This is a genomic window from Streptomyces sp. NPDC059897, assembly GCF_042730865.1.
In the GTDB taxonomy this organism is placed as follows: domain Bacteria; phylum Actinomycetota; class Actinomycetes; order Streptomycetales; family Streptomycetaceae; genus Streptomyces.
On record NZ_JBHWKQ010000002.1, the window covers coordinates 58,428 to 70,147 of the forward strand.

Annotated in this window: 12 protein-coding genes; 6 read left to right on the forward strand and 6 right to left on the reverse strand. The window is 72.0% G+C overall.

The features are described 5' to 3' along the window. Window positions 1-247 precede the first annotated feature (247 nt). The 4 genes from ACFV9W_RS02910 to rpmB all read right to left on the reverse strand — a co-directional run bounded on the left by ACFV9W_RS02910 (window position 248) and on the right by rpmB (window position 4,935). Window positions 248-2,254, reverse strand: a complete 2,007-nt coding sequence (locus ACFV9W_RS02910) for a beta-N-acetylglucosaminidase domain-containing protein (protein ID WP_385754993.1) — start codon at window positions 2,252-2,254, stop codon at window positions 248-250. A gap of 117 nt (window positions 2,255-2,371) precedes the next feature. Next, entirely contained in the window at window positions 2,372-4,228 is a 1,857-nt protein-coding gene (locus tag ACFV9W_RS02915; protein WP_385754995.1) for a SpoIIE family protein phosphatase, read from the reverse strand. Window positions 4,229-4,393: 165 nt separating this feature from the next. Beyond that, the gene (rpsN, locus tag ACFV9W_RS02920) at window positions 4,394-4,699 is read right to left on the reverse strand and encodes a 30S ribosomal protein S14 (protein WP_385754997.1); all 306 of its coding nucleotides are present in this window, start codon (window positions 4,697-4,699) and stop codon (window positions 4,394-4,396) included. Beyond that, window positions 4,699-4,935 (reverse strand): 50S ribosomal protein L28, encoded by a 237-nt coding sequence (gene rpmB, locus ACFV9W_RS02925; protein ID WP_385754999.1) that lies wholly within the window; start codon window positions 4,933-4,935, stop codon window positions 4,699-4,701. Before rpmB ends, rpsN begins: the two co-directional genes overlap by 1 nt. A gap of 107 nt (window positions 4,936-5,042) precedes the next feature. Between rpmB and rpmG the strand changes: the two genes are divergently transcribed. From rpmG to rpsR, 4 genes are read left to right on the forward strand one after another with little or no spacing between them, the layout of a single operon-like run. Then, entirely contained in the window at window positions 5,043-5,207 is a 165-nt protein-coding gene (rpmG, locus tag ACFV9W_RS02930; protein ID WP_385755000.1) for a 50S ribosomal protein L33, read from the forward strand. Between the two features lie 58 nt (window positions 5,208-5,265). Further along, window positions 5,266-5,520 (forward strand): type B 50S ribosomal protein L31, encoded by a 255-nt coding sequence (locus tag ACFV9W_RS02935; protein ID WP_385755001.1) that lies wholly within the window; start codon window positions 5,266-5,268, stop codon window positions 5,518-5,520. Beyond that, entirely contained in the window at window positions 5,520-6,674 is a 1,155-nt protein-coding gene (locus ACFV9W_RS02940; protein WP_385755003.1) for a CobW family GTP-binding protein, read from the forward strand. The genes ACFV9W_RS02935 and ACFV9W_RS02940 overlap by 1 nt, the downstream gene beginning before the upstream one ends. 19 nt (window positions 6,675-6,693) lie before the next feature. Further along, window positions 6,694-6,930: a 30S ribosomal protein S18 gene (gene rpsR, locus ACFV9W_RS02945; RefSeq protein WP_385755005.1), complete on the forward strand. Its 237-nt coding sequence runs from the start codon at window positions 6,694-6,696 to the stop codon at window positions 6,928-6,930. Between the two features lie 51 nt (window positions 6,931-6,981). On the opposite strand, the gene ACFV9W_RS02950 is transcribed toward rpsR, so the two are convergent. Both ACFV9W_RS02950 and ACFV9W_RS02955 read right to left on the reverse strand, forming a co-directional pair. Then, complete coding sequence (locus ACFV9W_RS02950; RefSeq protein WP_385755006.1) at window positions 6,982-7,770, reverse strand: class II aldolase/adducin family protein; 789 nt, start codon at window positions 7,768-7,770, stop codon at window positions 6,982-6,984. Further along, complete coding sequence (locus ACFV9W_RS02955) at window positions 7,767-8,747, reverse strand: C-terminal binding protein (protein WP_385755008.1); 981 nt, start codon at window positions 8,745-8,747, stop codon at window positions 7,767-7,769. Before ACFV9W_RS02955 ends, ACFV9W_RS02950 begins: the two co-directional genes overlap by 4 nt. Window positions 8,748-8,913: 166 nt before the next feature. On the opposite strand from ACFV9W_RS02955, the gene ACFV9W_RS02960 reads away from it, so the two are divergent. Next, the gene (locus tag ACFV9W_RS02960; RefSeq protein ID WP_385755010.1) at window positions 8,914-9,813 is read left to right on the forward strand and encodes an Lrp/AsnC family transcriptional regulator; all 900 of its coding nucleotides are present in this window, start codon (window positions 8,914-8,916) and stop codon (window positions 9,811-9,813) included. A 174-nt stretch (window positions 9,814-9,987) separates the two neighbouring features. Beyond that, window positions 9,988-11,631 (forward strand): amidohydrolase, encoded by a 1,644-nt coding sequence (locus ACFV9W_RS02965; protein ID WP_385755011.1) that lies wholly within the window; start codon window positions 9,988-9,990, stop codon window positions 11,629-11,631. Window positions 11,632-11,720: the final 89 nt, after the last annotated feature.

Below are 11,720 nucleotides of genomic sequence, written 5' to 3' on the forward strand. Positions count from 1 at the left end.
GTCGCACGCCACACCAGCCCCCATAGATCATCATTTGTTGCCCAGTGTCCTGGCATGTGAAGCACGGTCAATCTAGACCATTGAGGCCGCCCATAGAGAGGGATGTGTGGAATTTGTGGTCAAGGTTTGAAGTTGCCTGCACGATCAGCCATTCTCGGCGGGATTCCGCCCCTCCGCTCCGGGCGCGGCACCCGGACACGACGAAGCCCGCCCAGGTCACGTACCAGGGCGGGCTTCTGAGGGGTCGTCACATCTTGGGCGCCTGTGCGATGAAGGTGTCCAACACACCGTCGGCCACCTTGATCGGGCCCTGCGGCCGGGTGGTGCCGGGGATGGTGGTGATCGCGGAGGCCCGCTTCGCCAGGTCGGCCGCCTTCGCGAAGTCCGACTCCCCGCTGCCGGAGCCGAGTTGGGCGCGCAGCCCGTCCAGGGTGGCGTTCAGGGAGCCGCCCCACAGGTCGAGGGCGTCGAGCCAGGGCTTCGTCTGCGCGAGGAAGGCCGGATCCCGCACACCGGCGCGGATCTGCTCGGGCGCCCCGGCAAGGACCTCCGCATAGGCCGAAAGCTTGCGCAGTGCGGCCTGCCGCTCGGCGTCCGAGCCGCCGTCCCACGCCGCCCGGAACTCCCCGATCCGCGCGGCGAGTTCGGGCGCCTGCGGCTGCCAGTTCGTGTCGCCGAAGGTCGGCGCGAGGTGCTCGGTGTCGAAGAAGGCGAGCAGGGCCCGCGCGGTGTCCCGGTCGCCGCCGGCCAGGTAGTCGGCGGACGCGCGCCAGGTGCGGTCGGGATCGTAGTCCTCGTCGTTCCAGGCGAAGGAGGCGCCGCCGAAGAGCGCGACCTTGCTCGGCGCCGCCTGGTTCATCGGGTTGAGCACGATGCCGCTCAACTCCTTGTGCAGACCGGCTTCCCGCTTGTCGTACGGGGCCATCAGGAGGCGTCCGGTGGTCTGCCCGTAGTCGTTCACCGGATAGTTGTCCCAGAGGAACACCTTGCGGCCCCACACCGTGGACGCGGCCTTGGCGTCCTCGACGCTGATGGCGGGCGGCACGACGTCGGTGCCGGTCCACTGCACGACGACCTTCGGGTCCAGCTTCTCGCGCAGCACCGACTTGTACGCGGAGTCCGCCGTGTCGGAGTACTCGGTGGGCACGAACTGGAGCGGCTTGGCGCCTTCATGGGTGTCGATGAAGTCCTGCTGCACGGCGTTGAGCAGGTCGGTCTGCGCCTGCCCCGCGGCGGCCCGCCCCGGCGCACCGTACTTCGCCTGGTCGGCGTCGCAGTTCCACTTGGTGTAACTGATGTCGTCGAGCGCCACATAGAAGCTGCGCGCACCCTGCTCGTACAGCGAACCCAGCTTGTCCTTCAGCGCCTTGACATCGTCGGGGTCGCTGTAACAGACCGAAAGCCCCGGCGAGACGGCATACGTGAAGTCGACGTGATGGGAAGCGGCCTTCTCGATCAGCTCACGCAGATCGGCCAGCTTGTCCGCGGGGTACGGGGTGCGCCACTTCTCCCGCAGGTACGTGTCGTCCTTCGGCGTGTAGATGTACGTGTTGGCCTTGACGTCGCCGTAGAAGGCGAGTTGGTCGACGCGGTCGCTGTGCGACCAGGGCGCGCCGTAGAAACCCTCGATGCTGCCGCGCAGCGGCATGCTCGGGTGGTCGGTGATCGACACGGCGGCGATGGTGTGCGCGCCGGTCACCAGCTGACGCAGCGTCTGGGCGGCGTAGTAGACGCCGTCGCCGTCGTTTCCGGCCAGGACAACGATGTCACCGCCGGCGGAGCCACGGGAGGCGAGGGAGTAGCCCTCCGGGTTCAGGGTGCCTGGCACGGTGCCGCCCGCGCCCTTGAGGGCGTCCGCGACCGCGCCGTCCTTGATGGAACCGGCCACGACGGTCAACACACCTGGCGCCGCGGCCGTCCTGGCGGCGTCGGTGGCCTTGACGGTGGCGACCGACCGGGCCCCGGCCGCGGCCAGCGCCCGCTTGATGACCTCGACGCTCGACGCGTCGACGCCGTCGCCGAGCACGAGCCGCACCCGGCTGGGCACCCTCAGGTCGGCGCCGGCCGATCTCATGTCCTGCGGAGTGGGCGTGACGACGGGCAACTTCGCCGCCGAGTCCGCCCCGGCGGCGCCCGGCGCACCGTCGACCGCCTGGGCGGGCACGGCGACCGCCCCCAGCGTCAGCAGGAGCGCGGCACCGGCGAGCGCGGGGCGGGAGACACGGGGGAGACAGGACGGATGACGTTCAGGCATACGGAACACTGCACCTCCACGGAAGCGGACCCTCACCTTCGGGCGAGGGCACGTGGTCTAAACCACCACCCATCCACGGCGGTGTCAAGATCCCGTGCCCGAGGAGGAGTTGAGCCGTCAGGGCTCCTCGGGCCCGTCCTCGTCCAGTTCGAACCACACCGTCTTGCCCTCGGGCTCCGGGCGGAGGTTCCAGCGGTGGGCCAGGAGGTCGAGGAGGACGAGACCGCGGCCGGAGGAGGAGAGTTCGCCGGGGGCGCGACGGGCGGGGACCTCGTCGCTGCGGTCGGAGACCTCCACGCGCAGCCGGCGGCGGCCCTCGGTGCCACTGATGTCGGCGCGCAGGACGGCGGCCTGCTCGGTGTGGATGAGTACGTTGCCGAGGAGTTCGGAGACGAGCAGGAGGGCGGTATCCACCTGCTCGGGGCGGGCCCAGTCGTGCAGCAGGCCCTGGAACTCGATGCGGGCGTCGGCGATGCCCTGGGCCTGGTCCTGTTCGAGGGTGAACCGCAGGTTGCGCCCGGAGCCGTCCGCGTGGTCGTCGCGGGGGTCGCGGCGCAGGAGCAGCAGGGCGATGTCGTCCTCGGTGAAGGAGGTGACGGGCCGGTCGCCGGGCTGCGTGGTCTGCGGGGCGACGACCGCGTTCAGGAGCCGGTCGGCCATGCCGCCGATGTCGTCGGGGCCGCCCGGGGTCAGCGCGCCGCGCACCCGGAGCCAGCCGGAGTACATGTCGTGGCCGCCGGACTCGATCAGTCCGTCCGTGCAGAGCATGAGGATCTCGTTCTCACGCAGCGTGACGACGCTGACCGGGTAGTCGTCCTCTCCGAGTTCGAGTCCCAGCGGCAGACCGCCGCGCACGTGCTTGAGCAGGCAGGTGCCGTCCGGCAGCCGCAGCACCGGGTGCGGGTGCCCGGCCCGGGCGATGCGGAGCATTCCGGTCGCCGGGTCGGCCTCCAGGTAGATGCAGGTGGCGAAGCGGCCCTCACCCAGTGAGGCCAGGAAGTGGGAGGCGCGGACGAGGACGGCGTCGGGGCCGTGCCCCTCGGCGGCGTAGGCGTGAATGGCGGTGCGCAGTTGCGACATCAGCCCGGCGGCCTGCACGTCGTGCCCCTGCACGTCGCCGATCACCAGGCCGAGGCGCCCGTTGGGCAGGGTGATGCTGTCGAACCAGTCGCCGCCGACCATGAGCCCGCCGCCGGTCGGTACGTAACGCGCGGTGACGGTGAGCCCTTCGGGGCCCGGGCCGATGCGGCCCATGCTGCTGCGCAGGCTCTGCGACAGGGCGTGGTCCGCCTCGCCGTCGTAGGTCTGCTCGATGCACTGGCCGAGCAGCCGGGCGAGGGTCACCAGGAAGGTGCCGATGCCGCCGGTCATCTCCACCGGGGCGTCGAACGCCGCCATCCACACGCCGGTGAGCTGTCCGTACGTGGTGATCGGCAGGAACGCCCACGCCTCGTAGCGCGCGGGTTCCGCGTACCCGCTCGCGGAGGGGAACCGGTCCCGGTACTCCTGCGGCGAGGTCAGCACCACGGGCCGCCCGGTGCGCGCCACCTGCGCGGCGGGGTGGGCGCTGCGCAGCGGCAGCCGGAAGGCCTCGGCCTCGCCGTCGCTCAGGCCGAACTGCCCGACGCAGTGCAGCACTTCGCGATCGGCGCGGAAGACGGCCTGGCCGCGCAGCGGGAAGGTGGCGTCGCCCAGCTGGGAGATCAGGGTGAGGGCCTCCCCCAGTGACGTGATTCCGGCCAGCGCGTGTCCGGTGACGAGCACATCGGTGTCCCGGTGGCTGGTCCGTTCCGGTGCCCGCTCCGAGTCGGCGCCGGGGCCTCCGGAGGCCGGGCCCGCCAGCCGGTTGAGCACGTCGACCTGGCGCACCTCGGCGTCGTACACCTCGGGTTCCCTGTGCTCCCTGTGTCCCTCTTGCCCCTCGGGGTCCTCGGGGTCCTCCTCGGGGATTCCGCGCTTGCGCCCGCCACCCACCTGCGGCACTCCCCTCGGCTCGACGCACTCCGGCTCTCCCCCATGGTCCGACGATCGTCGTCGCCCCGCCTGCTCTCGGGCGCCATGCGGGCGACCACCCGGCCGACCGGGGCCTGTCGTCGGGATCAAGCCCGACCCGAACGACAGGCCCTGGAGGCGGCTACGTCACCAGGAGGACTTGGTGACCCCCGGCAGGTGTCCGGCGTGCGCCTCCTCCCGCAGCCGGACACGGGACAGGCCGAACTTGCGCAGATGCCCGCGCGGCCTGCCGTCCACGCTGTCGCGGTTGCGGACCCGCGTCGCGCTGGCGTCGCGCGGCTGGCGGCGCAGTTCGGCCAGGGCGTCGGCGCGCTCCGGCTCCGGGGTGCCGGGGCGGCGGACGATCTCCTTCAGCTCCGCGCGCCGGGCGGCGTACCGCTCGACGACGGCCTTCCGCTTCTCGTTCTTCGCGATCTTGCTCTTCTTCGCCATCAGACCTTGCCCCCTCGCGCACGGATCCGCGCGACCGCGGCCTCGATGCCGATGACGTCGACCGTCTTGACTCCCCTGGCGCTCAGCGTCAGCCGAACGTTGCGGCCCTCGCTCGGCAGCCAGTAGCGCTTGCGCTGGATGTTCGGGTCGAAGCGGCGGGAGGTGCGCCGGTGCGAGTGCGAGATGTTGTTGCCGAAGCGCGGTGCGGCGCCGGTCAGTTGGCAGTGGGCGGACATAGGGGACCTCTCTGTCGTCAGCTGTCGTCGTCTTTCGTGCCGGCCAGTGGCCGTCATGAACATGGCCCCGTTATTGAACATGGAAACCATTGCCATATAGTAGCGGCATGGCACGCAACGAACTGCGCCCGATCCTCAAACTCCGCTCGACGGCAGGGACGGGCTACACCTACGTCACCCGCAAGAACCGCAGGAACAACCCGGACCGCCTGGTCCTGCGCAAGTACGACCCCGTGATCGGCCGGCACGTCGACTTCCGCGAAGAACGCTGAGCCCCTGCCGCACCACCGCCCGAACCACCCGAACCACCCGAAACACCTGGAGTCCGCCATGAAGCCCGGCATCCACCCGGCCTACCGGCCCGTTGTCTTCCGTGACAAGGCCGCCGGATTCGCCTTCCTGACCCGTTCCACGCTCACCACGGACCGCACGGTCGAGTGGGAGGACGGCAACACCTATCCCGTGTACGACGTCGAGGTCTCCTCGGCGAGCCACCCCTTCTACACCGGCACCGCCCGCGTCATGGACACCGCGGGCCGCGTCGAGCGCTTCGAGCGCCGCTTCGGCCGTCGAGGGGCGCGGTGATGGGGGGCCGCGACCGACTGCCCGTCGTGATCGTCGGCGGGCTGCACAGCGAGGCGCGCCGGGAGGTGGTGCGCGGGCTGCTCGACGCGGTGCCGTCCAGCGTGGCCCTGCACCACGACCTCGCCACCGCCAAGTCCGGCACCGTGACCCGCACGATCCGGGACGCGTCCGGTGAACTGGGGCGCGGCGAGGCGCCGTTGGTCAACGACTGCGCCTGCTGCGCCCTGCGCGAGGACCTCGTGCCGGAGCTCGAACGCCTCGCCTCCGACGGGCTGACCCGCCTTGCCGTCGTGGAGCTGTGGGACTCCGTGGAACCGCAGGCCATGGCGGACGTAGTGGCGGCGCACGGCGATCCGGCCCTGCAACTGACCGGGGTGATCACGGCCGTCGACCCCGCGCTCGTCCTCCCGTACCTGGGCAATGGGGACGACCTCGCCGAGGCCGGGCTCGCGGCGGCCGCCAGTGATCAGCGGACGGTCGCGGACACCTGGGCCCGGCAGCTGGAGTACGCCTCCGTCATCGCCGTCACCGAGAGTCCGGAGGCCGACGAGGAGGACCGGGCGCTGCTCGCCCAGCTGCACCCGACGGGGCGGCAGGTGCCGGCCCGGTCGACCGAGCTGGCACGCCTCGCCCTGGCCGGATTCGACGTCGAGGCGGCCCGCACCGCCCAGCACCCGGCCAGCGCCCGGCTGCCGCAGGAGGCGGAGGAGGCAGGGGTCGGCACCCTCGTGTGGCGCCGGCACCGGCCGTTCCATCCGCAGCGGCTGTTCGACGCCCTGGAGGATCTGTGCTGCGCCGCGGCCCGCAGCCGGGGGCGTTTCTGGCTCGCGGACCGGCCCGACACCCTGCTGTCCTGGGACGCAGCGGGCGGCGCCCTGGGCGTCGACGACTGCGGTCCCTGGCTGCACTCACTGCCCGACGCGGCCTGGGAGTTGGTGCCGCCCGAGCGGCGCGCCGCGGCGGCCATGGACTGGCACCCGGAGCACGGCGACCGCTGCCAGCACCTCGTGTTCACCTCCCCCGCGCTCGACCGCGAGGGCCTTGCCGCCCTGCTCGACTCCTGCCTGCTCACCGACGACGAGTACCGCGCCGGTCCGGCCGGGTGGAGCCGGCTGCCCGCCGCCTTCGACCCGCTCCTCGACCCCGCGCGCTGACCCACCGAAAGGAACCGACATGCCCCGTTCCCGCGCCCCGCGCAAGCCCGCCAAGCCGCGCCCGAACCCGCTCGACGCGGCCGGCATCACCTACGTCGACTACAAGGACACCGATCTGCTCCGCCAGTTCATCTCCGACCGCGGCAAGATCCGCAGCCGTCGTGTCACCCGCCTGACGGTCCGCCAGCAACGCCAGGTGACAGCAGCCATCAAGAACGCCCGGGAGATGGCGCTGCTGCCGTACGGGAACAGGTGAGGGTGGGCGGCTGCGGGCGTGTCCGGCACACGTCCGCAGCCGCCCGTGCGCTCAGTCCTTGTAGTCCGGCGCGATCCGCTCGACGAGACGCAGCAGCGCGCCCCAGGCCAGGTCGTACGCGATGTCGTCCTCGACGTCCGAGGAGGCCTCGCCCTCGCCGGTGAGCTGCTGGGCCGTGTACTCGCAGACCTGTTCGGAGGGGATGATCAGGCCGCCGCCGGCCTGGGCGGTGACCTGGATCTCGCAGGCCTTCTCCAGGTAGTACATGCGCAGGAACGCCTGCTTGGCGCTCTCGCCGACGGTCAGCAGGCCGTGGTTGCGCAGGATCAGCGCCGGGTGCGTGCCGAGGTCGTCGACGAGGCGCTCCTGCTCGTCGAAGTTGAGGGCGACACCTTCGTAGTCGTGGTAGCCGACGCGGTTGTGGAACTCCATCGACATCTGGTTGACGGGGAGCAGCCCGCCCTGCTGCGCGGCGACGGCGCAGCCGGCCTTGGTGTGGGTGTGCAGCACGCAGTGGGCATCGGGGCGGGCCTTGTGGATCGCGCTGTGGATCATGAAGCCGGCCGGGTTGACGGGGTGCGGGCTCGGCTCCACCGCGTTGCCGTCGAGGTCGATCTTGACGAGGTTCGAGGCGGTGATCTCCTCGAAGAGCAGGCCGTAGGGGTTGATCAGGAAGTGGTTGTCCGGACCCGGGAGGCGCTGCGAGATGTGCGTGAAGATCAGGTCGGTCATGCGGAAGTGCGCGACCAGGCGGTAGACGGCGGCCAGTTCGCGGCGCAGGCGCAGCTCTTCCTGGGCGGCGTCCTCGGCCGTGACGGGGGCGCTGAGGGTGTCGGTCACGCGAGGGCTCCTTGGGTCTGGGTCGTGGGGTCCACCACGGGGGTGTTCGGGCGCCCGGTGGTCCACCAGGCGATGACGTTGCGCGCGGGCTCGGTGACGTAGGCACGCAGCGAGGCGTCGGAGAGGAAGGCGCTGTGCGGGGAGAGCAGCAGGCGGGGGTGGCTGCGCAGGCGGTCGTCCGCGGCCGGGGGCTCGACCGGGAAGACGTCGAGGGCCGCGCCCGCGAGCCGGCCGTCGTCGAGGGCGGCGAGCAGGGCGTCCGGGTTCACGAGGTCGCCGCGCGAGACGTTGACGAGGACGCTTCCGGGCCGCATCCGGGACAGGAGGCCGGCGTCGACCATGCCCCGCGTCTGCGGCGTGGACGGGACGTGCAGGGACAGGACGTCGGCCTGCTCCACGAGCGCGTCCAGGTCGAGGCGTTCGACGCCATCGGGCCAGTTCGTGGCGCGCGGGTCGTACGCGGCGATCCGGCCGAAGAGGGGCCCGGCGATCCGGGCGAGGGTGCGGGCGATGCGGCCCATGCCGACCAGGCCGAGCGTCAACTCGCTCGTCCGGCGCGGCACTTCACGCAGGTCGGTGCTCCAGCCGCCGGAGCGGACCACGGCGTCGGCCTGCGGGAGGCGGCGGGCCAGCGCGAGCGACTGCGCGAGGGCGTGCACGGCGACGTCCTCGGTCGCGGCGCCCGGCAGGTTCGCCACCCACAGGCCGCGCCGCTCCGCCTCCGCGATGTCGATCATGTCGTAGCCCGCGGACATGGTGGCGAGCAGCCGCACCTCGGGCAGGCGGTCGAGCAGGGCCGCGTCCACGCGCGCGTACCCGACGATCAGCGCGTCGGCGTCGTGCGCGACGGCGGCGATCGCCTCCGGGTCCCGGCTTCCGGCGATCCGCACCTCCCAGCCGGCATCGGCGAGGAGACGGACACCCGGCGCGGGGTCCAGTTCCTCGGTGTCGGTGATCACGACGACGGGTCGCGGCACACCATCCTCCAGGGCCATTGAAAATGATTCGATTGACTTACGGGAGTCGAACTTACGTTTCGACTGCCATGCTTGTCCAGACCGAACGAGACGGTCGCCCTTCCGGTGCCCGACAATGAGCGGGCGCCCGGCCGGGCGCCCACCGGACCACCAAGGGGAACAGCACGTGGATCTCGACGAGACCGACCTGGGCATCGTGCGCGAGCTGCAGAGCGACGGCCGCCTCACATACGAGACGCTCGCGCAGCGCGTGGGCCTGTCCCGGCCCGCGGCGCGGATGCGCGTGCAGCGGCTCCAGGAGTCGGGCGCCGTACGGGTCGTGGCGATCGTGCACCCGGCCGTGCGCGACCTGTCGGCCTCCGCGCATCTGGCGATCGACACCGAAGGGCCGGCGGGCCCGGCGGCCCGCGCGATCGCCGCGCTGCCCGAGGCGCCCTTCGTGACGCTGACGAGCGGGCGGCGCGCGATCATGACGGAGCTGCGCACCGCGGGCTTCGGCGCGCTCGACCGGACCATCGAGCAGATCCGGGCGCTGCCGGGGGTGCGCGCGGTGGACGCGCTCGTCGCGACCCGACATGTGAAGGACCCCTATCTCCTCACCCGGGAGCCGACCGTGACCGCGCTCGACGCGGTGGACGAGCGGATCCTCGCCGAGCTGGAGAACGACGGCCGCCTCGCCTTCGCCGAGCTCGCCGCCCGCGTCGGTCTGTCGGCGGGCGCCACCCGCGCGCGCACGCTGCGCCTGCTGGAGGGCGGGGTCGCCAAGGTGGTGGCGCTCGTCCGCCCCGACGTGCTCGGCATGGGCTATCTGTGCGGGTTCAGCCTGCGGGTGGACGGCGCGGCGGCGGACGTCGCCGAGCGGGTGGCCGCCTTCGACCGCGTGACGTTCCTGTCGACGTGCCTGGGCGGCGCGGAGCTGGTCGGCACCATCACCGCCGAATCGTTCGCGGCGGTGCGCACCACGCTCGAGGACATGCGCGGGCTGCCCGCCGTACGCGAGGTGGAGAGCTGGCTGCACCTGGAACTCGTCAAGGAGAGGTACGACTTGGGGCCGCGCACGGACTGACCGGCCGCACCACACGGGGGTGCACAGTCGATACGGAACCAGACCGGCGATTCGACTTTACAAACATTCTTCGCCCAACCCTCTGGTCAACCAGTCGTTCGCTATCTATGGTTCAGCGAGCCGAATCGTCTGTCGGCGCACCCCCGTACGTTCCCGGTCGAAAGCAGGCCTGCCATGCCCCGCTCCCCCGAGCACACGCTTCTCGTCACCGGCGCCGCCGTAGCGGCCGCCGGGACCACCGTCCGGGCCGAGGCCCTCGCCGTGCGCGGCGAGCGCATCGTGCACGTCGGCACCGTCGAGGAGGCCCGCGCCGCGCTCGGCGGCCGGGTCGACGAGGAGCTGCGCCTCGACGGCGGCCTCGTCCACCCCGGCTTCGTGGACGCCCACTGCCACCCGGTGATGTACGGGCAGGCGCTCGCCTGGGTCGACCTGCGGCCCGAGCGCGTTCCGGACATCGACACGATAGTGGAGGTGCTGCGGGAGGCCGCCCGCGAGCTGCCGGGTGGTGTCCCGGTGCGCGGCTTCGGCTACGAGCACCGGCGGCTCGCCGAGGGTCGCCACCCCAGCTGCCACGACCTGGACCGCGTCGCCGACGACCGCGAGGTCTACGTCATGAACGCCTCCGGGCACGGCGGCGTCGTCAACTCCCACACCCTGCGCACCTGCGGCATCGACGCGACCACTCCCTCGCCCGAGGGCGGCACCATCGGCCACTTCGCCGACGGAGAGCCCGACGGGCAGCTGTGGGACGGTGCCTGCGATCTGCTGACCGGGCCGGCCGGCGTGAAGATCGGCAACCACGGCCCGAACTTCCACCTGTCCGAGCCCGACGAGATCATGGCTGACCATCTGCTGCGCGCCCAGGAGGTGTTCCTCGCCGCCGGTGTCACCACGATCGGCGACGCGCAGGTCTCGCGCCGCGAGATGGAGACGTACCTGCGGGCGCGGGCCGACGGTTCGCTGCGCATGCGCGTCTCCGCCTATCTGACCTCCGCGCTGCTCGACACCGCGCTCGAACTGGGCGCGGTGCGCGGCTTCGGCGACGACCAGTTCCGCGTCCAGGGCGTGAAGTTCTACGCCGACGGCACGCTCGGCGGCTGGACCGCGTACTTCCCCGAGGGGTACGCCGCCGACTGCTGCCACCACGGGCAGCTGTACCACTCCGTCGAGGAGTACGCCGAGATCGTGCGGCGCGCCCACGCTGCGGGGCTCCAGACCGCGACGCACGCCCAGTCGCCGTACGCCATCGGCATGGTGCTCGACGCCATCGAGAAGGCGCAGGCCGACCGGGAACGGCCCGACATGAGGCACCGCATCGAGCACTCCGGGCTGCCGACGGACGAGCAGATCGACCGGATGGGCGCGCTCGGCGTCGTCCCCGTCATGCAGCCGCAGCACCATCTGCGCACCGGGGACGGCACGTTGACCGCGATCGGCGACATGGGCCACCGGTACAACCCGGCGGGGCGCTGCCCCGAGGCCGGGGTGCCGGTCGTGTTCTCCTCGGACGCGCCGGTGGCTCCGCCGGCGCCGTTGGAGGCGGTGTCCGCGGCGGCGACGCGGCGGACCGTGCTCGGCACGGTTCTGGGGGACGAGTCGTTGCGGTTGCCGGTCGAGGCGGGGCTGCATGCGCATACCGCTGCGGCGGCGAGCGCGCTGCACCGTGAGGATGCGGTCGGCGTGCTGGCGCCCGGCATGCTCGCCGATTTCTGCGTTCTCGATGCCGATCCGTTGACCGTGTCCGCCGAGGAGTTGGCCGGGATTCGCGTCCGGGAGACGTGGATCGGCGGCGCCCGAGCGTGGGCGCGCAGCGCGTAGCGGGTGGCGTCCTTTTGGCCGAGTCGTGGTGTGGCCGTGCCGGATGGCGCGCCACGCCGTGGCTGGGCTTGCGCAGTTCCCCGCGCCCC